The 25,074-nt window shown below is 72.7% G+C and carries 28 protein-coding genes; 18 read left to right on the top strand and 10 right to left on the bottom strand.

Annotated features, from left to right (window positions below; genetic code table 11):
• Positions 1 to 114: integrase core domain-containing protein (locus ACI79P_RS08290; protein ID WP_456579568.1), on the top strand; the 114-nt coding region annotated here is incomplete at its 5' end.
• A 13-nt stretch (positions 115 to 127) separates the two neighbouring features.
• On the opposite strand, the gene ACI79P_RS08285 is transcribed toward ACI79P_RS08290, so the two are convergent.
• Positions 128 to 742, bottom strand: a complete 615-nt coding sequence (locus tag ACI79P_RS08285) for a helix-turn-helix domain-containing protein (RefSeq protein ID WP_456580557.1) — start codon at positions 740 to 742, stop codon at positions 128 to 130.
• Between the two features lie 206 nt (positions 743 to 948).
• Between ACI79P_RS08285 and ACI79P_RS08280 the strand changes: the two genes are divergently transcribed.
• The 8 genes from ACI79P_RS08280 (at position 949) to ACI79P_RS08245 (ending at position 8,999) form a co-directional block, all read left to right on the top strand.
• The gene (locus ACI79P_RS08280; protein ID WP_456580556.1) at positions 949 to 1,311 is read left to right on the top strand and encodes a cupin domain-containing protein; all 363 of its coding nucleotides are present in this window, start codon (positions 949 to 951) and stop codon (positions 1,309 to 1,311) included.
• Between the two features lie 5 nt (positions 1,312 to 1,316).
• Entirely contained in the window at positions 1,317 to 1,847 is a 531-nt protein-coding gene (locus ACI79P_RS08275) for a dimethylamine monooxygenase subunit DmmA family protein (protein ID WP_456580555.1), read from the top strand.
• Positions 1,844 to 2,830, top strand: coding sequence for a PDR/VanB family oxidoreductase (locus tag ACI79P_RS08270; protein ID WP_456580554.1), 987 nt, complete (start codon positions 1,844 to 1,846; stop codon positions 2,828 to 2,830). The genes ACI79P_RS08275 and ACI79P_RS08270 overlap by 4 nt, the downstream gene beginning before the upstream one ends.
• A complete protein-coding gene (locus ACI79P_RS08265) occupies positions 2,827 to 3,819 on the top strand; it encodes a heme-dependent oxidative N-demethylase family protein (protein WP_456580553.1) in 993 nt (330 codons plus the stop codon). Before ACI79P_RS08270 ends, ACI79P_RS08265 begins: the two co-directional genes overlap by 4 nt.
• Positions 3,816 to 4,361, top strand: coding sequence for a dimethylamine monooxygenase subunit DmmA family protein (locus ACI79P_RS08260; RefSeq protein ID WP_456580552.1), 546 nt, complete (start codon positions 3,816 to 3,818; stop codon positions 4,359 to 4,361). Before ACI79P_RS08265 ends, ACI79P_RS08260 begins: the two co-directional genes overlap by 4 nt.
• Complete coding sequence (locus tag ACI79P_RS08255; RefSeq protein WP_456580551.1) at positions 4,358 to 5,302, top strand: PDR/VanB family oxidoreductase; 945 nt, start codon at positions 4,358 to 4,360, stop codon at positions 5,300 to 5,302. The genes ACI79P_RS08260 and ACI79P_RS08255 overlap by 4 nt, the downstream gene beginning before the upstream one ends.
• Positions 5,299 to 6,288, top strand: a complete 990-nt coding sequence (locus ACI79P_RS08250; RefSeq protein ID WP_456580550.1) for a heme-dependent oxidative N-demethylase family protein — start codon at positions 5,299 to 5,301, stop codon at positions 6,286 to 6,288. The genes ACI79P_RS08255 and ACI79P_RS08250 overlap by 4 nt, the downstream gene beginning before the upstream one ends.
• A gap of 182 nt (positions 6,289 to 6,470) precedes the next feature.
• A complete protein-coding gene (locus ACI79P_RS08245; protein WP_456580549.1) occupies positions 6,471 to 8,999 on the top strand; it encodes an HAD-IC family P-type ATPase in 2,529 nt (842 codons plus the stop codon).
• An 88-nt stretch (positions 9,000 to 9,087) separates the two neighbouring features.
• Here ACI79P_RS08245 and ACI79P_RS08240 read toward each other — a convergent pair whose 3' ends face one another.
• Both ACI79P_RS08240 and ACI79P_RS08235 read right to left on the bottom strand, forming a co-directional pair.
• Positions 9,088 to 9,744 (bottom strand): response regulator, encoded by a 657-nt coding sequence (locus ACI79P_RS08240; protein WP_456580548.1) that lies wholly within the window; start codon positions 9,742 to 9,744, stop codon positions 9,088 to 9,090.
• The gene (locus ACI79P_RS08235) at positions 9,741 to 11,804 is read right to left on the bottom strand and encodes a sensor histidine kinase (protein WP_456580547.1); all 2,064 of its coding nucleotides are present in this window, start codon (positions 11,802 to 11,804) and stop codon (positions 9,741 to 9,743) included. Before ACI79P_RS08235 ends, ACI79P_RS08240 begins: the two co-directional genes overlap by 4 nt.
• A gap of 157 nt (positions 11,805 to 11,961) precedes the next feature.
• Here ACI79P_RS08235 and ACI79P_RS08230 point away from each other — a divergent pair, with 157 nt between their 5' ends.
• Positions 11,962 to 12,717 carry a hypothetical protein gene (locus tag ACI79P_RS08230; protein WP_456580546.1) on the top strand — a complete coding sequence of 252 codons (756 nt, stop codon included), beginning with the start codon at positions 11,962 to 11,964 and terminating at the stop codon, positions 12,715 to 12,717.
• Positions 12,718 to 12,817: 100 nt separating this feature from the next.
• On the opposite strand, the gene ACI79P_RS08225 is transcribed toward ACI79P_RS08230, so the two are convergent.
• Positions 12,818 to 13,783: a hypothetical protein gene (locus ACI79P_RS08225; protein ID WP_456580545.1), complete on the bottom strand. Its 966-nt coding sequence runs from the start codon at positions 13,781 to 13,783 to the stop codon at positions 12,818 to 12,820.
• Positions 13,784 to 13,904: 121 nt separating this feature from the next.
• On the bottom strand, positions 13,905 to 14,258 hold the full coding sequence (locus ACI79P_RS08220) for a nuclear transport factor 2 family protein (RefSeq protein ID WP_456580544.1): 354 nt from the start codon (positions 14,256 to 14,258) through the stop codon (positions 13,905 to 13,907).
• A 78-nt stretch (positions 14,259 to 14,336) separates the two neighbouring features.
• On the opposite strand from ACI79P_RS08220, the gene ACI79P_RS08215 reads away from it, so the two are divergent.
• Positions 14,337 to 15,134, top strand: a complete 798-nt coding sequence (locus ACI79P_RS08215) for a MerR family transcriptional regulator (RefSeq protein ID WP_456580543.1) — start codon at positions 14,337 to 14,339, stop codon at positions 15,132 to 15,134.
• A 336-nt stretch (positions 15,135 to 15,470) separates the two neighbouring features.
• Here ACI79P_RS08215 and ACI79P_RS08210 read toward each other — a convergent pair whose 3' ends face one another.
• Positions 15,471 to 16,301, bottom strand: coding sequence for a DUF2182 domain-containing protein (locus ACI79P_RS08210; protein ID WP_456580542.1), 831 nt, complete (start codon positions 16,299 to 16,301; stop codon positions 15,471 to 15,473).
• A gap of 5 nt (positions 16,302 to 16,306) precedes the next feature.
• Positions 16,307 to 16,909, bottom strand: coding sequence for a DUF1326 domain-containing protein (locus ACI79P_RS08205; RefSeq protein WP_456580541.1), 603 nt, complete (start codon positions 16,907 to 16,909; stop codon positions 16,307 to 16,309).
• 314 nt (positions 16,910 to 17,223) lie between these two features.
• Between ACI79P_RS08205 and ACI79P_RS08200 the strand changes: the two genes are divergently transcribed.
• The 4 genes from ACI79P_RS08200 (at position 17,224) to ACI79P_RS08185 (ending at position 18,423) form a co-directional block, all read left to right on the top strand.
• A complete protein-coding gene (locus ACI79P_RS08200) occupies positions 17,224 to 17,562 on the top strand; it encodes a hypothetical protein (protein WP_456580540.1) in 339 nt (112 codons plus the stop codon).
• A gap of 4 nt (positions 17,563 to 17,566) precedes the next feature.
• Positions 17,567 to 17,842: a type II toxin-antitoxin system Phd/YefM family antitoxin gene (locus tag ACI79P_RS08195; RefSeq protein ID WP_456580539.1), complete on the top strand. Its 276-nt coding sequence runs from the start codon at positions 17,567 to 17,569 to the stop codon at positions 17,840 to 17,842.
• Positions 17,839 to 18,114 (top strand): type II toxin-antitoxin system RelE family toxin, encoded by a 276-nt coding sequence (locus ACI79P_RS08190; RefSeq protein ID WP_456580538.1) that lies wholly within the window; start codon positions 17,839 to 17,841, stop codon positions 18,112 to 18,114. The genes ACI79P_RS08195 and ACI79P_RS08190 overlap by 4 nt, the downstream gene beginning before the upstream one ends.
• A 153-nt stretch (positions 18,115 to 18,267) precedes the next feature.
• The gene (locus ACI79P_RS08185; protein WP_456580537.1) at positions 18,268 to 18,423 is read left to right on the top strand and encodes a Zn-dependent oxidoreductase; all 156 of its coding nucleotides are present in this window, start codon (positions 18,268 to 18,270) and stop codon (positions 18,421 to 18,423) included.
• 311 nt (positions 18,424 to 18,734) lie between these two features.
• On the opposite strand, the gene ACI79P_RS08180 is transcribed toward ACI79P_RS08185, so the two are convergent.
• Positions 18,735 to 20,165, bottom strand: a complete 1,431-nt coding sequence (locus ACI79P_RS08180) for an amidase (RefSeq protein WP_456580536.1) — start codon at positions 20,163 to 20,165, stop codon at positions 18,735 to 18,737.
• A gap of 58 nt (positions 20,166 to 20,223) precedes the next feature.
• Positions 20,224 to 20,892: a threonine/serine exporter family protein gene (locus tag ACI79P_RS08175; protein ID WP_456580535.1), complete on the bottom strand. Its 669-nt coding sequence runs from the start codon at positions 20,890 to 20,892 to the stop codon at positions 20,224 to 20,226.
• A 399-nt stretch (positions 20,893 to 21,291) separates the two neighbouring features.
• Here ACI79P_RS08175 and ACI79P_RS08170 point away from each other — a divergent pair, with 399 nt between their 5' ends.
• The 3 genes from ACI79P_RS08170 to ACI79P_RS08160 all read left to right on the top strand — a co-directional run bounded on the left by ACI79P_RS08170 (position 21,292) and on the right by ACI79P_RS08160 (position 23,641).
• Positions 21,292 to 21,444 (top strand): Zn-dependent oxidoreductase, encoded by a 153-nt coding sequence (locus tag ACI79P_RS08170; protein WP_456580534.1) that lies wholly within the window; start codon positions 21,292 to 21,294, stop codon positions 21,442 to 21,444.
• A gap of 228 nt (positions 21,445 to 21,672) precedes the next feature.
• Complete coding sequence (locus tag ACI79P_RS08165) at positions 21,673 to 23,409, top strand: DUF429 domain-containing protein (RefSeq protein WP_456580533.1); 1,737 nt, start codon at positions 21,673 to 21,675, stop codon at positions 23,407 to 23,409.
• Between the two features lie 79 nt (positions 23,410 to 23,488).
• Positions 23,489 to 23,641 (top strand): Zn-dependent oxidoreductase, encoded by a 153-nt coding sequence (locus ACI79P_RS08160; RefSeq protein ID WP_456580532.1) that lies wholly within the window; start codon positions 23,489 to 23,491, stop codon positions 23,639 to 23,641.
• A gap of 531 nt (positions 23,642 to 24,172) precedes the next feature.
• Here ACI79P_RS08160 and ACI79P_RS08155 read toward each other — a convergent pair.
• Complete coding sequence (locus tag ACI79P_RS08155; protein WP_456580531.1) at positions 24,173 to 24,967, bottom strand: hypothetical protein; 795 nt, start codon at positions 24,965 to 24,967, stop codon at positions 24,173 to 24,175.
• Between the last annotated feature and the right edge of the window lie 107 nt (positions 24,968 to 25,074).

Below are 25,074 nucleotides of genomic sequence, written 5' to 3'. Positions count from 1 at the left end.
AGCAACGATGAGCGCGCTGCCGCCCTTGCCCCGTGGATCGAGGACTACAACACTCGACGCCGTCACAGCGCACTCGGCGGCAAGCCCCCGATCAGCCGTCTGGCACCAACCTGATGGCCGGGTACATCTAGACGACGTGCCCGTAGCCGGTGACGGTCAGGAAGCGGATGGGCAGCTCGGTCAGCTCGACCGGCCCGTGCGGCCCCTCGCCATCGAAGACCAGCGAGTCGCCGGGACGCATCTCGTAGCGGGCCTCCCCGTGGCCGTAGGTCAGCGCACCTTCGAGGACGTAGATGAACTCGGTGCCCGGGTGCTGGAAGAGCGGGAAGACCTCGCTGGCCTCCGTGAGGGTGACCAGCAGCGGCTCCAGCCGCTTGTGCTCCCCGCGCAGCGCCCCCAGGAGCTGGTAGAGGTGACCGACGTTGCTGCCCCGCCGGACGATCTGCGCGCCGTGGCCGGCGGGGGTGAAGACCGCCTCACGCTCGGCGTCCACGCCACGGAACAGCGCCGTGACCGGGACCGCCAGCGCCTCGGCCAACCGCGCCAGGCTGGACAGGCTGCAGGAGGTCTGGGCGTGCTCGATCTTCGACAGCATCGCCTTGCTCAGCCCGGTGCTCCGCGCGAGCTCGGCCAGCGAGACACCCTTGGCCAGCCGGAACTCGCGGACGCGCATCGCGATGACGTCCTCCAGCTGACCGCCGGGCGCGTCGTCGAGCCCGCCGGGCTCGGGGGTGGCCTCCACGGCGCGAGCATAGGGGCCCCGAGAGCCCCCCAGCGGGCGCCGCCGCGACCGCATGACCCGGACGGGAGGGGCGCCCCCGCGACCGTGGGCGACTGCCGTCACCCACTCGTTACAGCACCGACACCCATCGGATCGTCCACTGACGTTACATGTCGTCCACCCACAGGGATCGGCCGCCCGGCCGGACCCGCGCTGAGGAGGCGGACATGACCACCACCGGCACCATCGTCTTCGGACATGCGAGCGGCACCTACCAGGACCTCCCGAGCATGGAGGTCCCCGGCGTCAACGCCGCCATCGGCGACACGTTCGCCAACCCCGGGGGCTCGGAGCTGTGCTCGGGGTTCTTCGAACTGCTCGCCGGCGAGCCGCTGGACTACACCTACACCTACGACGAGATGAAGGTCGTGGTGGAGGGCGAGTTCCACCTCACCGACCTCGACAGCGGCACGCAGGTGGTCGCCCGCCCCAAGGACGTGCTGTTCTTCCCGAAGGGCTCGCGGATCCGCTTCGAGACCCCCGACCGGGCGCTGGGCTTCTACACCGGCCAGCGGTCCTTCGCTCCCTGATCGGCATGGCGATCGAGCACACCAGCGTGCCGCGGTGGGCAGCCGCTCCGCCGGCCCTCCCCCACGGCATCCGGAGCGCCGCCGTCCTCGGCCTGGACGAGGCCGCCGGCCCCGTCGTCTCCGCCTGGGCGGCGGAGGCGGCGGCCGCCGGGGCGGCGGTGAGCGTGCTCCGGGCGCGCACCACCGCCGAGGCGCTGGCCTGGGTGGACGCCCGCGCGAGCGAGGCCCTGGTCGGCTGGCGGCTGCTCGTGGCGGGCCCGGAGGACGGCGTCCTCCGGGCCCGCGCCCGCGCCCTCCGGCTCGGGGCCGTCCCGGCCGAGGTGCTGACCCACGTGACGGGGATCCCCACCCGCCGGGTCCACTGCGCCCACTGCGCGCACGAGACGGAGACCTCCGCCGCGATCGGCGCGACCTGCACGTGTGGGGGCTGCGGGCGGACGCTGCACGTCTACCACCACGTCTCCCGGCGGCTGGGCGCCTACCTCGGCTTCATGGTGGACGCCGAGGACGCCGCGCCGACGGGGGTGCCGGCATGACCGCGATGGCCCCGCCGGCGCCCGCGGAGACCGCGGTGCACGCCGGGCCGGGCACCCGCCGGCTCCGGGTGACCGACGTGCGGGACGCGGCAGCCGGCATCCGGACGGTCGAGTTCGTCCCCGCCGACGGCGGACCGCTGGCCGCCTACCCGCCCGGCAGCCACCTGGTGCTGCACTGCGGCGACCGGCGCAACGCCTACTCGCTGACCGGCTCGGGCATCGCGCCGGAGAGCTACTCGGTCTCGGTGCTGCTCTGCCCCGACGGGTCCGGCGGTTCGCGGTGGGTCCACGAGCTGGCGGTCGGCGACATCGTGGCCGCCGACGGGCCGCGCAGCGCGTTCGCCCCGGTCGCCACCGCGCGGCACCACCTGCTCGTCGCCGGCGGCATCGGCATCACGCCGCTGCTGTCGCACGCCCGCGCCGCGGCCCGCTGGCACCGGGACTTCACGCTGCTCTACGGCTACCGCCCCGGCGCCGGGGCGCACCTGGACGAGCTGCGAGCCCTCTGCGGCCCGCGCCTGGAGGAGCACCCGGACGTGGCCGGCTTCGTGGAACGCATCGAGGCCGCCCTCGCCGCCGCCCCGCTCGGCACGCACCTCTACGCCTGCGGGCCGGCCGCCCTCCTCGACACGGTGCTCGGGACGGCGGATCGGCTGGGCTGGCCGGAGGCGCGGGTGCACACCGAGCGCTTCTCCGCCGCCGCGCTCGACCCGGGCGACCCCTTCGAGGTCACCCTCGCCCGGTCCGGCAGGCGGGTCACGGTCCCCTCGGGGGTGACCCTGCTGGAGGCCCTCGAGATCTCCGGCGTCCCCGTGCCCAACCTGTGCCGGCAGGGCGTCTGCGGCGAGTGCCGCGTCCCCGTCGTCTCCGGCTCCCCCCTGCACCGCGACCTCTTCCTCAGCGAGGCCGAGAAGGCCGCCGCCGACAGCGTCATGTGCTGCGTCTCCCGCAGCACCGGCCCCACCCTGGAGCTCGACCTGTGACTGCCATCGACATCCGCGACCGGGCCCTGCCCGCCCGCATCACCTCGTTCCCCTTCCCCTTCCCGACCGACGCCTACCGGTACAGCACCAACGTGGAGCCGGCGCTCGCACCGCGGCCGACCGCCGCCGGCAGCTGGGGCGAGCACGTGCTGCACGTCGACGAGCACTACGCCTCCGACGGTGCCGAGTGCGCCGCCCTGCTGGCCGCGGACCCGACCCGGCTGCAGGAGCTGCCGCACATGAGGCCGGCCGCCTGGGACGCGATGCTCTATGTGATGGGCGAGCTCCAGCGGGCCCGCCCGGACGCGTTCGCGCTCGACCGCCTCGGCGGGGACCGCTGGCGCTGGCGCAACGCGCTGCTGGACGTCGACCAGGAGTTCACCTTCGGCGACGACGCGACGCTGCCGTCCGCGCCGCTGGAGTTCCTCGCACCGCAGGTCCAGGACGACCTCGTGCTCCTGGACCAGCGCGAGGGCGCGCTGTGGGCCGACGCCGGCGTCGTCACCGCGGCCGCGGACTGGTCGATGCGCTTCGACGTCGGCATGAGCTTCCCCGAGATCCACGGCCCGGTGCCGCGGGTGCACCCGGAGGGCGTCATCGAGCGCGCCCACCAGTTCCTCATGCGGCTCCAGCCCGGCGAGGCCTACCGCCGCACGAACTGGACGATCACCGTGGGCCGGCGGCTGGACACCGCGACCGAGACCTACCCCGAGTGGGGCCCCGACCGCCGGCTGGTGCTGGAGCAGGACCTCGGCGCTCGGCTTCACCTGCGCGTGGAGGTCCAGCACCTGGTCCGCCTGCCCAGCTCCGGGGCGGTGCTGTTCCTCATCCGCACCTACCTGCTGCCGCTGGAGGACCTGGCGCGGGTGCCCGCGTGGCGGGACCGGTTCGCCGCCGTCCTCGAGGAGCTGCCGGACGACATGGCCGACTACAAGGGCCTCACCCGCTTCCGCTCCGCCGCGGTCGCGTGGCTGCGCGGTGCGGCGTGACCGCCGTCCTGACCGGTGAGCAGCTCCGGCCGCGCCGCACGAGCGTGCCGTCGTGGCCGGCGCAGCCGCCGGCGCCGGACCCCGCGGGCCGCGCGTTCCTCCTCGTGCAGGTCGGCGGCCGCGCCGCGGAGGTCGTCGACCGGTGGGCGGCCGAGGCGCGGGAGCACGGCCGGCCGGTGCGGCGCTGGGGGCTCCCGGGCGTGGACGCGTCGTCCGCTCCGGCGCTCGCCCGCCGCCTCGACGGGATGCACGTCGGCGGCCGGGTGCTGGTGGCCGGGCCCGAGGCCGATGTCCTCGCCCTCGTCGCCCTGGCCCGCGGGAGGGGGCTGCTGCCCGAGGAGATCACCGCCTTCGCCGTCGATCGGGGGCCGATCCCGGTGTTCTGCGTCCACTGCGAGACCACCGCGCGGCTGGCGGTCGCGCCCGGTGCGGAGGTCGGCTGCCCCGGGTGCGGCCTGCGGCTCGAGGTGCACGAGCACGCCTCGGGGCACCGGGGCAGCTACCTCGCCTCCGCGGTGGCGGGGGCCGGGGACGCCGGATGAGCGTCCTGGCGACGCGGCCGCTGCGGGTCGCACGGGTGGAGGCGGTGACCGACCGGGTGCGGCAGATCGTGCTGGCCGACCCGGACGACCGGCCGCTGCCCGGGTACGCGCCCGGCAGCCATCTGGTGGTCACCGCCGGCGGCACCCGCAACGCGTACTCCCTCACCGGCTCCGGCATCGCCCCGCGCGACTACCGGATCTCGGTGCTGCGCACGGGGGACGACGGGGGTTCGGCCTGGCTGCACGACGCGCTGCAGGTCGGCGACCTGCTGCCGGTCGAGCCGCCCCGCTCGGCGTTCCGGCCGGAACTGGCCGCGCGGAAGGCGTTCCTCGTCGCGGCCGGCATCGGGGTCACGCCGATCCTGTCGCACCTGGCGGCCGCCCGGGCGTGGGGACGCCCCGTGGAGGTGGTCTACGGCTACCGCCCGGGCGAGGCCGCCCACCTGCAGGAGGTGCGCGAGCTCGCCGGCCCCGACCTGGTGGAGGCGCAGGGCCGGGCGGCCCTCACCGGCGCGCTGCGCGAGCGGATGGCCGTCCAGCCCTGGGGCACGCACGCCTACGCCTGCGGCCCGGCCGCCGTCCTGGACCTGTTCACCGCGACGGCGCGGTCGGCCGGCTGGCCACCGGCCCGGGTGCACCTCGAGCACTTCCAGGCCCCGGAGCGCTCCCCCGGCCGGCCGTTCACCGCCCGGCTGCGGCGCAGCGGCCGGGAGCTCCCCGTGCCCAGCGGCACCAGCCTGCTCGACGCGGTGCTCGGCGCCGGCGTCGACGTCCCGAACATGTGCCGGCAGGGCGTCTGCGGCCAGTGCCTGGTCCCCGTGGCCGCCGGCCGCGTGGAGCACCGGGACCTGGTCCTGGACGAGTCCGACCGGCAGTCCTCGACCCATCTGCTCGCCTGCGTGTCGCGGGCGGCCGACACCCACCTGGAGCTGGACCTGTGAGCGATCTGACGCGGCTGCCCTGGCCCTTCGCCCCCGCCGACCGGACCTTCCGGTACACGGTCAACGTCGAGCCCGCCCGCCGGCGCGTCGAGACGCCCGCCGGGTCCTGGGGGGAGCACGTCGTCGACCTGGGCGACGACTACGTCGAGCAGATGGCGCTGCGCCGCGACGTGCTCGCCCGCGACCCGGGGCGGCGGCAGGTGCTCCCGCACATGGAGCCGGCGTGCTGGGACATGCTCCTGCACCTGCTCGGTGAGCTGGTGGTCGCCCGCCCCGACGCCATGCACCTGGCCGACCTCGGTTCCGGGGCGTTCGGCTGGCGCAACGACCTCCTCGGCATCGAGCAGTCGTTCGTCCTGGGCGACGCCGCCACGCTGCCGACCGACCCGCTCACCTGGATCGGCTGCCAGGTACCCGACGACATCCTCATGGTCAGCGACCGCGGCGGCCGGCTGTGGTTCGACGCCGCGCTGGTGACCTGGGCCGCCGCGTGGTCGGTGAAGTTCGACATCGGCATGCACCTCGACGAGATCCACGGACCCGTGCCGCGGCTCAACGAGGACGGCGTGACCAGCCGCGCCACGCGGTTCATGCGCGGCATCACGGCCGACCAGACCTACCGCCGGGTCAACTGGACCTTCTCCGCGCATGGGTCCCCGCGCCGGGACATCAGCCTGGAGGTCAAGCCGGAGTGGGACGCCGACATCCCCCGACTGGTGCGCGACGGCGACTTCGGGCGGCTGCAGCTGCGCATCGAACTGGAGCACCTGACCCGTCTGCCCCTGACCGGCACGCTGACGTTCAACATCCGCACGTACATGGCGCCGCTGGACGAGATCGTCATGGTCCCCGGCTGGGGCGAGCAGCTGGCGGCGGTCGTCGACGAGCTCCCGGCCGACATCGCGGAATACAAGGGCATCGCCCCCTACCGCGACGAGGTCGTGGCCTGGCTCGGCGACGCCACGCGCGCCACCGCCGCGGCCTGACCTTCTTCCGCCCACGGCTCGAGGGAGGACTCCGGTCGTCCGAGCCGGAGGAAGTGGACGTCCCCTCCCCCCGTGCCGGTGCACACCGGCCGAGAACCGGCGCCGGGCGGCGGCTGCCTGCCGCGCCCGGCAGACTCGGGAGGGGCGCGGCCGGTCGGGCCGGATGACGGAGGTCGAGCCGCATGGCTGTGCAGGAGTCCGGCCCCGCGCTGGGCGACGACGTCTCCCTGGGCCTGACCCAGCGGGAAGCCGAGGCCAGACGGCGGCGGGGCGAGGGCAACGTCGCCGTGAGCGGCTCGTCCCGCGGCTATGCCCGGATCATCCGCACGAACGTCTTCTCCTTCTTCAACGTCATCCTGTTCGTCATCGGCGCCGCGCTGCTCGCGCTGGGCCGCTACAGCGACGCCTTCACCAGCGTCGGCCTCGGCCTGCTCAACGCCGCGATCAGCGCCGCGCAGGAAATCCGCGCCCGGCGCAAGCTCGACCGGCTGCAGCTGCTCGACCGCACCCGGGTCACCGTCGTCCGCGACGGGCGGGACGTCGAGGTGACCCCGGAGGACGTCGTCCGCGGTGACGCCGTCCACGTGCGCCCCGGCGACCAGCTCGTCGTCGACGGGCCGGTGCTCGACGGCGGCCGGGTCGACGTCGACGAGTCGCTGCTGACGGGGGAGTCCGAACCGCTGCACAAGGTTCCCGGCGACGACCTGCTGTCGGGGAGCTTCTGCGTCGGCGGCGAGGGGTACCAGCTGGCCCGGGACGTCGGCGCGGCCAGCTACGCCAGCCGGCTGACCGCGGACGCACGGCGGTCCAGCACCGACCGGACGCCCCTGCAGGACCGCATCGACTTCGTCGTCCGGCTGGTGATGCTCCTCGTCGCGCTGATGAGCGTGACGATCCTGTTCCAGGCGGCGCTCGAGGGGTTCTCCCTGGTCCGGGTCGTGCAGACCACCGCGGTGCTCTCGGGGCTGGTCCCCTACGGCTTGTTCTTCCTCGTGACCGTCGCCTACACCGTGGGCGCGGCCAGGAGCAGCGGCCGCGGCGCCCTCGTGCAGCAGGTGAACGCCGTCGAGTCGGTCAGCAACGTCGACGTCGTCTGCACGGACAAGACCGGCACGCTGACGACCGGTCGGCTCGGCCTCGCGGCGGTGCAGCCGGTCGGCGGGATCACGTCCGAGGTGGCCGGCCTGCTGGTCGGCTCCATGGCCCGCAGCACGTCGGCGCCCAACCTCACCACCACGGCGCTGGCCGGCGCCCTGCCCGGCGAGACGTGGGCGGTGCGCGACGAGATCCCCTTCTCGTCGGCCCTGCGGTGGAGCGCGCTGCGCACCGATGAGGGGCTCTACGTGCTGGGCGCGCCCGACCGGCTGGGTCCGCACCTCTCCGGTCCCGCGCTGACCGACACCGTCGGCGACCTGACCGCGCAAGGGCTCCGGGTGCTCGTCGTCGCCCGCGCCGACGCGGACACCCCTGTCCGAGACCCCGCCGGGCGGCCGCAGCTACCTGCTCTCGAGCCGGTCGCCGTCGTCTCCCTCGCCGACGAGCTGCGGCCCGACGTGCCGGAGACCATCGCGGGGTTCGCGAGGGACGGCATCGACCTCAAGGTCGTTTCCGGCGACGACCCGCGCACGGTGGCGGCCTTGGCCCGGCAGGCCGGCCTGGACGCCGGGGTCCCGGTGGCCGGTGCCGAGCTCGACGGTCTGTCCGACCCCGAGCTGGACCGGGTCGTCCGGCGGGCGGCGGTCTTCGGCCGCATCGCCCCGGAGCAGAAGGAGCGGCTCGTCGAGTCGCTGCGCCGGCAGGGACGTTACGTCGCCATGATCGGGGACGGCGTCAACGACGCCCGCGCCCTCAAGCGGGCCCACGTCGGGGTGGCGATGAAGAGCGGCAGCGCCGTCGCTCGCGACGTCGCCGACATCGTGCTGACCGACGACTCGCTCGCGGCGCTGCGGCCCGCACAGCACGAGGGGCGCCGGATCATCAACGGCATCGGCACCTCGATGCAGGTGTTCCTGGCCCGGGTCAGCACCCAGGGTCTGGTGATCCTCGCCGTCACCATGCTGGGGCTGGGCTTCCCGTACTCACCGGCCAACGTCGGGCTGACCCTGCTCACCGTGGGGGTGCCGACGCTGTTCCTGACGGCGTGGGCGCATCCGATCGCACCCGACCCGCACCTGCTGGCGAACCTGGGGCGGTTCGTCGTCCCCGCGGCGGTGACCACGGCCGCCGGCGGGGTGGCGCTGTACGCCTACCACTACACGTTCCTGTTCGAAGGCCTGAGCCGCTCCGGCACCCCCGAGGAGGTGCTCGCCGCGTTCGAGCGCTACACCGGGCTCTCGTCGGACGACGTCGGGTTCGCCGAGGCGGCGGCGACCATCGGCGCCCAGACGGCCCTCTCCACGTTCGTCTCCTTCGCCGCGTTCCTGCTCATCCTGTTCCTGCGGCCACCGAGCCGGTTGTTCGCGGCGTGGACCCGGCCCGACGGCGACAGACGCCCGGCCGTGCTCGTCGCCGTGCTGGCCGCGGTCTTCACCGGCAGCCTGTTCATCCCTGCCGTCAGCGACTACTTCGGGCTCACCGGCGCCGCGGACCCGGTGTTCTTCACCGTGCTGCCGGCGTTGCTGGTCTGGTTCGCCGTCCTGAGCGCGGCCTACCGGTTCCGCGTTCTGGAGCGCACCCTCGGGCTGGCGCGCGTCGGCGTGGCCCCGCGCTGATCCGCCTCGGGCCACTTGGAGGTGCCGGCCGGCAGGGCAGGCGCTCCGGCGGCCGACCAGCCCTGGGGAAGAAGGGGCCGCGCGCCTCTCAGGGGAGTTCCGCACCGCCGAGACCGGCGTCACGAGCCATCGCGATCGCCTGGGGCCGGGACTCTGCGGGCAGCTTCGTCAACACCGTCGACACGACGTTGCGCACGGTCTTCTCCGACAGGTAGAGGCGGCGGGCGATCTCCCCGTTGCTCAACCCGCGGGCGACCAGGTCGAGCACCTCGTGCTCCCGCTCGGTCAGCTGCGGGAACGGCGTCAACCGCTCGGTACGGGTCATGAGCCGCGTGAGCACCGCTGGACCGACCGCCGCGCCGAGGATCACCTCGCCGTGCCCCACCGCCTCGAGCGCCCGGGTGATCTCCTGCCGGCTCGCCCCCTTCAGCAGGTAGCCGCGCGCGCCCGCACGGAGGGCCGCGGCGACGGTGTCGTCGTTCTCGACCATCGTGAGCACCAGGCACGCCGCAGCGGGCAGTTCGCTGGCCAGCGTCCGGATCGCCTCGAGCCCGTTGGTGCCCGGCATGTGCAGGTCCATCAGGACGACGTCGGGCCGCTCGGTGAGGGCCAGCGCGATCGCTTCGTCGCCGTCGGCCGCCTGCCCCACCACGCGGGCCCACGGCAGCGCGTCGACGAGCGCGGCGATGCCGGCGCGGAACATCGGGTGGTCGTCGGCCACGAGGACGGAGAGCTGCGCGGTCACGTCGCGACCTCCGCGAGCCGTTCCGGGACCGGAGCCGTGGGGTGGTGGTCCGCAGGCAGCGTCGCGACGACCGTCGTGCCGCCGCTGCCACCGGTGACGGTGCACGTCCCGCCCAGCTCGGTGGCCCGCTGGTGCATCGAGGTGAGCCCCACCCCGGCCGTCGCCTGCCGCGGCAGCCCGATCCCGTCGTCGGCTACGCGCACCGTGATCACCCCGTCCTCGTGCGCGAGGCGCACGTCGACGTGCTGGGCCCCCGAATGCTTTGCCACGTTTGCCAGCGCCTCCCCGGTGATCCGGTACGCGGCGACCTCGGCCGCCGCCGACAGTCCGGTCAGCGGTCCTTCCCCCGTCACCGTGACCTCCACCCCGGCGGTGCGCAGGCGTTCCGCCATCGCCTGCACGGCCGACACCAGGCCGAGGTCGTCGAGCGCGGCCGGCCGCAGGTCGTCGACGATGCGCCGGACGCCGGAGACGCTGTCCCGCAGGTATCCGGCAGCGGCCTCGAGAACCGCGGCGGCGCGGTCGGGGTCGGTGTGCACGAGATCGACGGCGACGTCCAGTTGCATGGCGGTGGCGGCCAAGCCGGGGCCGAGGTCGTCGTGCAGGTCGTGGCGCAGCCGCCGGCGCTCCTCCTCGCGCGAGGTCACGATGTGCTCGCGGGAGCGGTGCAGCTCCGCCTGGAGCGCGGTGGCGTGCGCCGCCACGGCGGTGTGGCGGGCCAGCTCCTCCAGCAACCTGCGCCCGCGCTCACCGAGGCCACCGGGTGGCACGGCGACCACGAGCTCCCCCACCGAGCGGCCGGAGTAGACGAGCGGCACGGTGAGCGTCTCCGCCCGCGGGTCGCGGCGTCCGTGCACGACCACGCCGTGGTGGGCGACGCGCAGTTCGGCGTACGGGAGCCGCAGGGTCCGCGCCACCACGTCCACCACCGTCGGGAGCACGGCGCTCGGTGAACTGGCGGACGCCAGCCGTTCCGCCAGCCGGGACACGCCCGCGTGCGGCTCGTCGGCCTGGCCGTAGAGCAGCCGGTTCACGGTCCGCTGCACGCGGTCCTTGAGCGGCTGCACCACCATCGCGGCGAGCACGAACAGGAGGAGGTCCCAGTCCTCCGTCACCCGCTGCGCCAGCCCGGTGAGCACTGCCAGGAGGCCGCCGTACGCGGCCAGCGTCAGCACGGAGAGCGCTCCGTAGACCAGCGCCCGGTTGACCACGACGTCGAGGTCCCACAGCCGGCGGCGGACCATGGCGTAGGTGATGGCGGCCGGGAGCGGCACCATGGCCGCCGCGACGAAGGCGGCCGAGGCGACCGGCAGGAACCAGCCCGCCACCAGCAGCGCCAGCGTCGCCACGGCGCCGGCGGCCACGAGGACCACGTGGTCGCGCTCCTGCCCCGACGCCCGGCGCAGGCGCAGCACGAGCGAGGCGATCCCGAGCAGCGCGGCGAGCACCACGACGGGCAGGGTGGCGCTCACGACGGTCCAGGCGCCGTCGACGGCCACCGGGTGGTCGAGCTCGCCGTAGAACACGGGGGGTGGGATGTCGCGCTGGTCGTAGGGCGTCACCGCCCACGCCACGGTGGCTGTGACCGTGGCGAGGACCGACACGCCCGCCACCCATCGCCAGCGCGGTGACGGCAGGGATCCGGTGGGCAAGAGGAGCAGGAGCACCGAGGGCACCAGCGTGTAGCCCGGCACCCAGGTGAAGCCGGCGACCCAGTACAGCAGCGCGCCCACCTGGTCCCCGGGGGTGCCGGTGAGCAGCAGGTGCGCCAGCGAGCCGCTGAACGACGACACGGCGTTGCTCAGGCCCACGACGACCATCAGCCAGCCGACCGGCGTGCGCGGCAGGCGGGCCGCGACGACGGCGCCGAGGGCGCCGTAGGCGATCCCGGCCAGGACCCCGCGCAGCGCACCCCCGGCTGGGTAGTCCGGCCCGTCAGCCGGCAGCAGCTGCAGCACCAGGGTGGCCGCCGCCAGCGCGACGCACGCCGCACCGCCGGCGGTGGCCAGGCGGTGCCACGGGTGCCGGCGGCGATCACCGGACGCGGAGCGCGGGTGCATGCCGGGATGTTCTCAGCAGAGGGCGTCCCGAGTGGGAGGGACGGCGGTCCTGCACCCGATCGGGACCGGCGTCCGATGACGGCAGGACGTCGCGGCCCGGAGCCTTCCGGCAGCTCGCACGGCACCCCCGCCGTCGAGACGACCTGGAGAGTTCGCCATGACCCAGCACGTCAGCACCCCCGCACCGACGACCGAGATCCGGATGGGCTCGGAGCTCAGCGCACCGGACCAGGCGGTCGTCACCGGCGCCAGCACCCGGGACGCCGCGCCGGCCGCACCCACCCACCGCGCCCGGGGATGGCGGCGGGCCGCCCTGGCCGGCGCCGCGCTGGTGTCGCCGGTCGCCATGGCCGCGCAGTACGCGCTCAACAGCGCCGGGCTACCGCGCCAGGACGCCGAGGTGTACCTGACCGCCGTCGCCGCCGACAGCGGCGCGATGGTCGCCTCGACGCTCGCCTACGCGCTCGCGATGACCACGATGGTGGCCGTCGGCGCGCTCGCCGCGGTGGTCCTCCGGCGCACCTCGCCGATCGCCTCCGCGCTGTCCGCGGCGCTGCTGGCCCTGGGGGCGGTCGGTGGGGGCGCGTTCGTCGGGCTCCGGCTGGCCGCGCTCGCCATGGTCGAGGACGGCGCCGTCCGGCCGGGCGGGGTCGCTGCCTTCGTCCGGCTGCAAGGGGCGATCATCGACCCGGTCGGGTGGCTGCTCGTCTGCGCCATCGTGGGCACCGTGGCGCTCGCCGTCGCCATGCACCGCTCCCGTCGCGCGATCGGCTGGTGGCCGGCGGCGGTGACCGTCGTCGGGTTCGTGCTCGCCAGCGGCGAGTTCCCGAACGCCGTCAGCGTCACCGGGGCCGTCGTGCAGGGCGCCGCACTCGTCCCGCTCGCACGGCTGGCCCTCGCGACCCGGGGCTGACGGAGCCGGCCGTCCTCCGTCGCGGGGCGGCGGTGCCAGGCAGGAGGCGTCCCCACGGTCACCGGCCGTGGGGACGCCGTCCCGCTCGTCGTGCCCGCCCTCAGCGGCGCGTCTCCGGGAACAGCAGGTCGATGAACCGTTCCGCGGTGGGCCGGGGCTCGTGGTTGGCCAGGCCCGGCCGTTCGTTGGCCTCGATGAACACGTGCTCGGGCCCGTCGAGGTCGGGGACGAGGAAGTCCAGGCCGGTCACGGGGATGCCGATGGCGCGGCTGGCGCGCGTGGCGGCTGCGGCCATCCGGGGGTGCAACCGGTCGGTCACGTCCTCGATCGTCCCGCCGGTGTGCAGGTTCGCCGTGCGGCGCACCTGGACCCGCAGTCCCGCGGGCGGGACGTCGTCCATCCCCCAGCCGGCCGCGCGGACGTCGGCACGGGTGGTCTCGTCGAGGGGGATGCGCGACTCCCCTCCCGTCGCCCGCTCCCGCCGTCGGCTGGCCGCCCGGATCAGCGCCGTGACGTCCCGCTCGCCGTCCCCCACCACCTCCGCCGGGCGCCGGACGGCCGCGGCGACGACCTCGTGGTCGATGACCACGACCCGGAGGTCGGCGCCGGGGACGCACTCCTCGACGAGCACGTCGGGGCAGTGCCGGAGCGCCAGCGTCACCGCCTGCTCGAGGTGCCCGCGCTCCCGGACGCCCACCGTGATGCCCTTGCCCTGCTCCCCACGCGCGGGTTTGACGACGACCTCCCCGCAGCGTTCCAGGAGCTCCGCCGCGGGCCCCAGGTCGCCGTCGCGCGCCTCGGCCGCTGCGGCGACGCGCACCCCGGCCCGGTGCACGATGCGGCGGGTGACCCGCTTGTCGTCGCACCGGCTCATGGCGACCGCGGTGGTGAGCTCGGACAGGGACTCTCGGGTGCACACGCTGCGCATGCCGAGGGTCAGCTGCAGCTCGCCGAAGGCCGCGTCGGTGATGTCCACGCGGATGCCCCGACGGAGCGCCTCGTCGGCCAGGATGCGGGCGTACGGGTTCAGCTGGTCGAGCTCCGGCGGCTCGTGGTCTGCAGCCATGCCGGGATGCTCGCCGGGCGCCGGGCCACGCACCTCCGTCAGCTGACCGGTCGTCGACGTCATCCGGCGTACGCAGCGCGGCCCGTTCCAGCGCACACCGACGACGACGAGGCCACGGTGGTCAGGGCGCGATGACGAGGTCCGCCACGAGGTCGCCGTCCATCGTGAAGCGGTAGCGCAGGTCGATGACCCCACCGGGAAAGTTGCCCTCCAGGTGCTTGGTGGCGACCCAGTGCGCGTCGTCGGTGCGCTCCGCGGCGACGAGGGCGCTCCTGTACGTGAACTCGGCCCCGGCCTTGGCCAGGAAGCGCCGGATCTCCTCGGTCCCGCGGTAGGTGAGGCCGTCGTCGACGACCACAGCGGTGGCCGTGAAGGCGCGGAGCGCGGTGTCCGCGTCGCCGGCATCGTGCGCAGCCAGGTAGCTGCGGATCGTGGCCGGGAGCTGGTCGGGCTGGATGCTGGTCGGTGTGGTCATGGCCCCACGGTGCGGCCGTCCGATGGGGGAAGGTCAAGCGCTGGACTCTCCCCCGGGGAGAGGGTGCAGAGTTCACCCATGCTGGCGATCGGGGAGTTCTCGCGGCTGACCCACCTCAGCGTGCGCACCCTGCGCCGCTATCACGACGCCGGCCTGCTCGAGCCCGCGACGGTGGACGCCACGACCGGATACCGCTACTACGGGGCGGATCAGATCCCGATCGCCCAGGTCATCCACCGGCTACGGCAGCTCGACCTCCCGCTGTCCGACGTCCAGCGCATCCTGCGCTCCCCCGACCCGGGCACCCGTGCCGGCCTCGTCGCCGACCATCTTCAGCGACTCGAGTCGGAGCTGGAACGGACTCGCGCCACGGTCGTGTCGCTGCGCCGGCTGCTCCGACCGGAGCCGGCCCCGTTGGACGTCGAGCTCCGCACGGTTCCGGTGACGACGGTGGCCGCGGTCGAGGACGACGTGGCGTACGAGGAGGTGCTCGGCTGGTACGCCGGCGCCATGGCCGAGCTGGACGCCGTGGTTCGCCGGCCGACCGGTGCTCCGGGCGGGCTGTACGACAACGCTCTGTTCGAGGACGGCCGGGGGCACGTTCTCGTGTACCGGCCGACGGCGGAACCGCCGCGCAACGGCCGGGTGCACCCGGTCACCCTGCCCGCCGTCGAGCTCGCCGTGACCACCCACGTCGGCGAGCACGACGACATCGACGTCACCTACGGCGAACTCGGCACCTGGGTGGTGAACAACACGCTGGCCGTCGCCGGGCCCGTACGGGAGACGTATCTGGTCGGCCCACGAGACACCGCCGACCCGGCTGCCTGGCGCACCGAGATCGGCTGGCCGGTCTTCCGGATGGCCCCGCGATGAACGGTCAGCCCGGCCCGTACTGCGAACGTGCGACGACGCCGACTCTTCTTTCGCTGCCGCGGCCCGGACAGGCTGGAGCTCGACTCAGGACGGCGCCACCAGGACGCCGCGGTGGCCCCGTCGCTGGGATCGACGGTATCCCGACGTCCTCGGGTGATCCTCCAGCGTCGCCCATGAACCCAGTCCAGATCACCCGCTTCGCGTGCCCGAGGTCTCGACGTCCCCGAGCCTGCGGCCGGCAGGTCAGCACCTCTACGACGTCTCCGCCGCCGGCAGCACCTTCGCCGACACCCACCACGCCCAGTCGTGGGAGTCGGCCACTGGCCTTCCGCCCCTTCAGGAGTTCATCGGACTCATCGTGTCCATCTCCCCCGCCCCGGGGACCGTGAGGGCCGGGATGGCTTCCGGGGCGACGAACAGCAGCAGGCCGAGCGTGAGCAGCACCGCCGCTGTCCCGTACGTCGCGACCCTGCGCCACGGCAGGGTCTTCTCGACCGCGATCAACCCGGCGACGAACGCCATCCAGATGATGCTCATGACGCCCAGGGCGAACAGCGAGGCCATGAGTGCCCAGCAACAGCCGACGCACCAGGCACCGTTCTTCGCGCCCATCAGGAACGCACCCCGGCGACCGTCCCGCCACGAGCCGAGCAGAAACCCGAGCGGGCTGCGGCACTTGCCGAGACAGACGTCCTTCAACGGGGTCAGCTCGTACACCGCCGCGACGACCAGCGTGCCACCCGCGATCCATCGGCCCGCCCGGTCCCAGCCGAAAAGGTCACCCGGCACCCGGCCGAGGACCCCGGCGAGCGCGAAGGCGAACAGTCCGGCGCCGGCCCACGTGGCCAGATAGCCCCCGGCGAAGAGCAGCGGTCGGAGTGGAGACCGCTGCCTGGTCATGCGCGAGTACAGGGCGATCGTCGGTGCGACCGACGGGAACATCATCGCCGCCATCATCAGGACCCAGACCCCCACGAACCACCCGAGCGTTCCCAGGCCGGTCCAGGGCCCCTCGTCCATGCCCCGCATCTGGTCGGCGGTCCACCACCACCCTGCGCCGGCCAGGATGAGAAGCGCGGCGACCAGGACGAGCCGCACGCGCACGGCGGCGAAGGCCGGCCCCATCCCCCCGCCAGCGGTGAGCCGTTCCCGGGTGGGCGCGCCCATGGCGGTCAGGCGGCCCAGGAGAAGTCGGAGGTCGACAGGCCGGTCTTGCCCTCGTACCGGATCCCGAAGGCGTCGATCCGCGAACTCCGCGCCTCGGCCATGGTCAGGTTCGCCCCGGCCGGATGGAACATCCCGTCGAACCGGACCGGCTGCCCGTCCTCCTTGCCGAACGGCACGATGTCCTCGACCTGGAACTCGATCACGTCGCCGACCCGGACGCGGTGCAGCAGCCCCTCGTGGCCGATCTCGATCTCCGCCCGCTCGACACCCACGATCTCGCCGACGAGAGGAGCCAGCGCGGCCATCGGGCCGCCGAGCTGCCCGCCGAAGACCTTGACCAACTTGTCGAACTGGTCGTCGTCGGCCTGGTCGTCGACGAACACGCCGAGACGCCAGCCACCGTCGGTCATGACCTTCGGGGTGTCGATGATCGCCACGACACGACGGCCCCGGACATCGGTGCCCTCGACCTCGCCCTCGCGGATGTCGAAAGCCAGGGTCGCGCGGCAGTAGTCGTAGGTCGCGCCGTGGTCGAAGGAGAGGTTGCAGGGGCACATCAGCTCGCACGAGCACGTCTCGGCGTAGCTGCCTTTGACGTTCCATGACATCTCCGGCTCCCTCCACAGGAGGTGACCAGTCTCGAACCCCATGACTGGCCGGTCAACCACGTCGGGAGCGGACCGCCCACTTCTCGTGCGTCATCCCGCCTCCGGTGGCCGACGAGCCACGCCCTGGCCTCCCTGCATGCGTGCCGTGCAGATCACCCGCTTCGGCGGCCCCGGGGTTCACCACTGACGGAATCCTCAGCAGACGATCGTGTGACAACGGCGGGCCCTGTGGAGCGCTCGTCATCTCGGGTCACCTGTGACGCCGGCGTCCGACCGAAGCTGCGGGCTGTGGACGACGTCTTGATGCGTCAGTGATGGACGAGACCTTCGGCCCGCCGGCCGTGCTCGGGCTCGTCCGCCAGCTGCGCCACATGATCGTCACCGAAAGTCCCCTGTACGCCCAAGCCCACACCGCCATCGCACTCTCTCGCCCGGGGACGTCCTCGATCGGACCGGACGACACGGCGTGGGCCGGCGCACTGCAGACGGCAGTGGGCGAAGACTGTTGGGGAACGTGGAGCTTCCACGTAGCGGCCGGTGACTGGATCACGACGGTCGTCGATCCACCGACTTCGAGCTTCCACCCGCGCAGAGTCGCCTGGAGGTCTCCCGCCGAACTGCTTGACCAGGACTGGCTGATTGACCAGAATTAGGGTCATGTCGATTCAGTCTCTGGCGGCGGTCAAGGCGCACTTCAGTCAGGTGATCGACGAGGTCGCCGGCACGCACGAGCGCGTCACCGTCACGAAGAACGGCAGCCCGGTCGCCATCATCCTCGCCGTCGAGGACTACGAGTCCCTGATGGAGACCCTGGAGATCCTTTCCGATCCCCGAGCCGGCACGGAGATCAGGCGGGCCGAGCAGGAGATGGCCGCGGGCAAGGTCTACGACGAAGCGGACGTGCGCGCGGCCCTCGCCGCCCGCCGCCGGTGACAGTCCCGGACACCTACACCGTCGTCCTCTCGGCAGCGGCCAAGCGGGCGATCGAGCGAGACCTGCCCGAGCCGGTGGCCGTGGCGGTCGTCGACTTCCTGTACGGGCCACTCGCTGCGGACCCGTACCGCGTCGGCAAGCCGCTGCGCTTCGAACTCGAGGGCTACTGGTCCGCACGGAGAGGCCAGTACCGCGTGATCTACTCCATCCACGACGACGAGGTACTCGTCAGAGTCGTGCGCATCTCGCACCGCGCCGACGTCTACGGCTGACCGGGCGGTTCTTGCCGGGACGGCCTGTCCAGCATCACCGCGTCGCGCCTCGAGCCCCAACAGCCGATGGGGGCGTGACGCGAGAACCCACCCTCGGGTCGGACCTGAAGCCCGACGCCAGTACACGCATGCGCAGCACCTAGCCTCCTGCACGTGCGTGCCGTGCAGATCACCCGCTTCGGCGGCCCCGAGGTCATGGACATCGTCGACCTCCCCGACCCGACGCCTGGCGAAGGCCAGAAGCTCCACGAAGTCAGCTCCGCGCGAGTCAACTTCGCCGACACCCACCACCGACTGTTCTGCAACTGACCTCACTGCTGGAGTGCGGAACACCAGGCGCACCGACGGGAACGAGGTGATCGACCGGCCCGCCCTGCAGACGGCATGGTCAGCAACACGCAGGCCAGCACACGGACGAGGTACACCAATCCACGCGACACGGCAGTCCGGCCGGATGCCACGCACAGAACCGTCCCTGCGGACCGGACCGGAGATCCCCCACGAACCCGGGCCCGGAGCGACGATCCTCGCATTGCCGGCTTCCTGCCCCCCGACCCACCAACCGCATCGCTCAAGTCCAGTGAATGGGCCGAGCGTGGAGCCGGAGACGGACGTGGAGGTCAGGCCGAGGGTCCCAGGGCGCGATCGCGCGGTGCGTGGTAGCTGTCGGCCCAGGGACGCAGCGACTCGAAGGTGCCGCTGGCGGCGAGCACGTCGCTGTCGGCGTATCGACGTCCCTGGATCTGCATGCCCACGGGCAGCCCGTCGACCAGTCCGGCCGGGATCGATGCGGCCGGGTGACCGGTGAAGTTGGTCAGGTACGTCGGGCACCAGCCGATGTAGGGGTCGACCTCGACACCTTCGACCTCGCTCGGCCCAACAGTCGTGCCTGGAACCTCGGAGTTGAGGACCGGCATGGCGCTGAGGGTGGGGGTGACCAGCAGGTCGAAGTCGGCGTACACCGCCTGGACGGTGTCGTAGACCGCGGAGCGCATCACGTAGTCCTGGTCGAGCTCGCTGATCGTCATCCCGTACACGTGGTCGGCCCAGCGCAGGTAACCGTCAGGGAAGTCGTCGCGGTGCTCGCCGAGCAGGTCCAGACCGTTCTTCTTCATGTTCTCGAAGGCGCCCACGTTGACCAGCATGATCTGCCGGCACCACAGGTCGCTGAGCTCGCGCTGGCCATAGGGCAGCGTCAGGTCGATCTCCTCCACGACGGCCCCGGCGTCACGGAAGGCCTGAACCGCCTGGCCGACCGTCTCGCGGATACGTCGGTCGACGGGAAAGACCCCGAAGTCAGGGGTATAGGCGATCCGCATGCCGGAGATGTCCCGGCGCACATCGCGGGTGAACTCGTGCGGTTGGCCGTCGATGCTGAACACGTCGCCCGGGTGGTAGCCCGACAGCACGTCGAGCACCAAGGCGGCGTCCTCGACGGTGCGCGTCAGGGGTCCCTCGAAGAGGAAGGGCATCGTGCTGCCGAACGCGTTCGGCCGGACGACCGAGGGAACTCGCCCGAACGACGCCTTGTACCCGTACAGCCCGCACCAGGCGGCGGGGATCCGGATCGATCCGCCACCGTCCGTTCCCTCGGCGAACGGCACGAGCCCGTCGGCCACGGCTGCGGCGCTGCCACCGGAGGACCCCCCGGGGTTCCGGGAGGTGTCGAAGGGGTTGGCGGTCGCCCCGAACAACGGGTTGTCGCAGGTGCCCCGGAAGCCCATGACCGGCGAGTTGGTCTTGCCGACGATGATTGCGCCGGCCCTCTCGACGCGCTCTGCGAAGATGCAGTAGGCGTCGAGGGAGAAGTCGGCCAGCGCGCGGACGCCGCCGAAGGTGGCCGGCCAGCCGGGCTTGAAGTCGAACAGGTCCTTGATCGCGGTGGGTACGCCGTGCAGCGGGCCGATCTCCGAGCCGTCGGCGAGCGCCCTCTCCGCCTCCCGGGCGGCCCCCCGGGCGCCGTCGACGTCGGTGAAGACGAAGGCATTCAGGCTGGGGTTGCGCTCCTCGATCCGGGCGGCGCAGGCATCGACGAGCTCCGTCGGTGACACCTCTCGGTCCCGGACGCGCCGGGCGAGCTCCGTCGCACTGACATAGGCGAAGTCGGCGTCATCCAGCACTGATTCCTCCACGGTCGGAGCAGGCGGTGCGCTCGATGCTAGGGCCCCGGCGGTCGGGCCGCCTCACCCCAGATCCTCGATCCAGGGAGACGAGCCCCGGCTCTGCCGCCCAGCGGCCGGCCGACGTACCTGCCCAGCACGACGCAGGCGGCGAGGCCAGCCCGATCGTCGCGGCCCCCACGACGACCGCGAAGAGGCCCCGGTAGATGGCGAGCCCGGGGAGCAACGGGACGATGCCGCAGACCGCGACGAGCAGGGGCGGGATCCGCAGCCGATCGGACAGCGCCTCACCGCAGGACCCGACGACCACGGCCGCCGTCGCACTCGCCACTGCTGGGCCGGCACTCAACGCGGCAGCCGTGGACGACGTCGTCCACGCCAGCGCGCCGGCCACCGTGGCCGCTCCGACGGCAAGCGGGCGGGCATGTGACGCCACCGCCCAGACCCCGACCATCCCAGCTGCGGCGGCCGACGCCACGGCGAACGGCACGGTGAAGGTGGACGGGTCGAGCGCGCTCAGCGGGACCTGCGCCCGATGCCCGTGGTGCTGAACTCCGGCGACGCCAACGACGATGCCGGTCGTCGAGGTGAGCACGTCGAGGGCCCGCGCCGCGGCGGTGAGGGGAAAGCCGCTGATCGCGCCCTCAGCAGCGCCCACAAAGGGAGACCTGCCAGGAGCACCACGATCCCGGCGACGACCAACGACGTGCGGACCTCGACCTCCCACACGGCGAGGAGGGCGTCACGCCCACATACCGCCTGAATGACACCAAGGCGCGGTTCCCCTCACTTCCGGCGGCGCCCGCGTCCCATGGGGACGTCCAGCGCGCGAAGGACGGGGGCGACGAGCTGTCGGGAGCCCGGCCCACCCGGGTTCCCGTTCGGCGCATCACCGCGACCCCATGAGCGTTGGCGACCAGGTGTCCGGCCGGTCACCTGAGCGAGGGGCGGCGGGCTCACGGAGACGGGTCGGTTGTCCTCGGCTCGGCTGACCGCGCGGCCGTACTCGTCAGAACTGCGACCCGCGCGACGTTGGCGAGGCCCTGGCCTGCTGCTCATGCGTGCCGTGCAGATCACCCGCTTCGGCGGTCCCGAGGTCCTCGACGTCTTCGACGTCCCCGAGCCGGAGGCCGGCCCCGGCCAGAAGGTCTACGACGTCTCCACCGCTGGCGTGAATTATGCCGACACCCACCGGCTGTCTCGCAACTGACCTCACGGCCTGCGGGCGGGCGTCTCGGGGAGCCGCGCATGCGGCGACTCCGTGTCGTCACGCTTACGCGCAACTGGTCCATGTCCCCGCGGTTCGTCCACCCGGTGAACAGCCGGCCAGTGGAACGGCGCTCAGCCGAGGGATCTCGGGCAGATCGTGACTCGCACACGCCAGGCAGGTCTCACGGGACGAGCCCCGACCAGCTGCGGGGCCGGGCATGCTGACCTCGTGCACCACATCGGGATCGACCTCGCCTGGGGGCTCAAGCAACCCACCGGCCTCGCCGTGCTGGACGACGCCGGCCGGCTGGTGCACGTCAGCGCGGTGCGCACCGACGAGGAGATCGAGACCGCGCTGGCCCCGTTCACCGCCGGCCCGTGCATTGTGGCGATCGACGCCCCGCTGGTGGTCACCAACGCCACCGGGAACCGCGCCGCCGAGCGGGCGCTCAACGCCGATTTCGCAAGGTTCCAGGCCGGGGCGCACCCGACGAACACCCGCAGACCCGAGTTCACCGATGGTGACACCCGCGGCGGGCGGATCGGCCGGCGCCTGCGGCTGGACCTGGACCCCCGCTCGGGCCGCGACCGCCGGGCGATCGAGGTGTACCCGCACGCGGCGACGGTGGCGCTGTTCCGGCTGGGCCGCACGCTGAAGTACAAGAACAAGCCGGGCCGGGCGCTCGAGCAGATGCGTGCGGAGCTGCTGCTGCTCATCGACCTGCTGGGCGCGGTGGTCGAGCTCGACCTCGGTGCACCGTTCGCCGCGCTGCGCCAGCAGGTGCAGGCCGCCACCCGCAAGAGCGAGCTGCGGGTGGCGGAGGACCAGGTCGACGCCGTGGTGTGCGCCTACGTGGGATGGATCGCCGTCCGGCGCCCGGACGAGGTGACCACCTACGGCGACGCGGCCGGCGGCGCCATCGTGACCCCGACCCTGCCGCCGGACTTGCAGCCCGGCCCCCGGGTCGCCGCACCCCCGCCCGACCCGGTGCAGCAGGCCATCCAGGCGTACGCCGACGGCCGGCCCGAGACCCTGGTCGCCGGCGCGCAGGCGCTCGCGCTCGTCACCGGGGTGCTCGACGACGCCGGGATCAACTACCTGTCGGTGACCGGGCGGACCAAGAGCATCGCCTCGTTCGCGGAGAAGGCGGCCCGCACGGTCGACGGGGTGCCTGCCTACCCGGACCCGGCACGGGAGATCACCGACCAGATCGGCGTGCGGGTGATCACCTACGTGCAGAGCGACGTGGAGGCGGTCGCCGAGCTGCTGGCCGCGCAGGTGCAGGTAATCGACGACCTCGACATGGGTCGGCGGACCGCGCAGCAGGGCCGGTTCGGCTACTCCAGCCGGCACCTGCTGATCGGCGTGGACCCGAGCCGGGCGGACGAGCTGCCAGAGCTGGTGGGGCGCGTGGTGCAGGTGCAGGTGCGCACGGTCCTGCAGCACGCGTGGGCCGAGTTCGAGCACGACATCCGCTACAAGGGCACGGTGCCGGACGAGCACGCTCCCGAGTTCGACCGCCGGTTCACCCTGGCCGCCGGGTTGCTGGAGCTGGCCGATCAGCAGTTCACCGCGATCCGCGAACGCCTCCGGGCACCGGTTCCCAGCGACGAGGCCGACGACATCGACCCCGACGACCCTCGGATCGCGCCCCGGGAACTGGCTGCTTTCCTGGCCGGGCAGTACGCCGACGCCGGCTGGTCGCGCCCGGACCACTACACCTGGATCTCCGGTCTGCTGCTCGAACTGGGCGTGACCAGCCTGGTGGAGCTGGGTGAGGTACTCCGCGGTGTCGACGACAGCGGCATCACCGCCCGGATGGACTACCGCTATCCCCCGGGTGCCGTGCGCCGGCTGGACGACACGCTGCTGGCCAGCTTCGGGCAGCGGTACGTGGACCTGCACGGCAACGCCGACCGGCGGTCCGCGCTGACCACCCGGCTGCAGCGGCTCACCGGCAGCTGACCACCGCGCCGCGGCCGAGCACACCAACGGGACCGGCCGGAACGACGTCCGGGGGTGAGCAGGCCATAGCCTCGCCCCCATGCGCGCAGTCCAGATCACCGAGTTCGGTGGCCCCGAGGTCCTGACCGTCGTCGACGTCCCCGAGCCGGAGGCGGGTGCGGGCCAGACCCTGCACGACGTCTCCACCGCCGGCGTGAACTACGCCGACACCCACCACCGACGCGAGCGTTAACTCTCACGCCCTTGCGTCTTGTCCGCGGTTGACAGCCCGCGTCGAGCGGAGGTGAACGGTGTGCTTACCGTCTCGCCCCTTCCCATGCTCGGGGCAGCCATAGTTCGGTGCGATAGCCGAGTGTTGATAGCAGGCAGGCCGGCAGCGAACAGCTGAGGCCTGACCGGTGGCCGCCACCGCCTGGGGCCGCGCAAAGGTCCTGTCACGCCTGCGCCTGAGCAGCTGTTTGCGGCGTGTCGCTGGCTGTCCACTTCCGTGAACACCCCTGTGTCCACTTACCGTCCGGAGCATGGACAGGTGGACAAACGTCGTGGTCAACGTCGAAGGCAGTCAGTTGGTGCTGACGCCCTCAGTGACCGGCTTGCAGACGAACTTGTTGGACAGCGGACTACGGAACGTCTTGGCGCTGCTCGACGAACTCGGGCTTTAGGGCTGGGAGGTGACTGCCGTTCGGGAGGATGAGTACTGGCTGAAGAAGCCCATTCCCGAAGGGCACAGCCGAGCCTGGTAGCCGGGCGAACGCTAGCTAGATTAAGACGGCACGTCGGGCTCAGGATCGACAGCTTCCGCCTCGGACGACTGCCCGGGAGCCCGGCTGGACTCCTGGCCGGGCAGCAATTGCCGCGTCAACTCCTCATGCTTCGCCTTGGCTGTCGCCCTTGCCTCCCGCTGCCGCTGATCGGCGGCATCTCCATCTCGCACGAACACAGCCATCCCGCCACGTCCGCTGTTTTGGAAGCTCTTCACCGTTCGGCGAATCTCCTGCAAAGCGGTGGCGATCTCATGCACTCCCTTGGTCACGAGCCATTCGCGGGTGGAGAAGTCGCGCCAGTCAAGAACCGACGGCGTGCTCGGCAGTGGCTTGCCCTTACTGTCCTGATAGGTCACCAGAACGTCATGACGGTCGGGCAGGTCGGGCAGGTCGGGGAAGTCAACGCGCGCAGTGCCGAGGTCCCACCAGGTCCGCCACTCCTGCCCGGGCACCAAAGCTGGGATCTGCGCAGGCAGATGAACCTGCTCGGGCTCGCGTCCAGCGTGACCGCTTCGCATCAACGACGGCTGCACTGTCAACTCGACGTCACGAGCCACCGTCGTTCCGAAGTTTCTAATAACGATGTCAACAGACTGATCGTGGCCGGGGGTCTTTTCGGCGTAGCAGACCACGTATGGCTGAGCTTGCTCCTCTCGAAGCTTGCGCGCTTCGCGGAGTTGTCGCCATGCCACCAGGCCAGCGGCGACCGCGATAAAGGCGGTCACATTTGTCCCGAAAGCCGACCAATCGTCCGGCGTCCATACCGTGAAGGCCGGAAGCCAGTCCAGGTTCAACGCGTGTCCCCCGCTCGGTCGTTCAGCACTAGCTGAGGACGATGCCATGAGCCACCGACAACACCCGGAGGTGGCGGCCGCGACAGCCGGCCAACCTGCCGACGTGC

The sequence above is a fragment of the Blastococcus sp. SYSU DS0510 genome, assembly GCF_054050835.1.
This window is presented reverse-complemented; position numbering and strand designations above follow the sequence as displayed.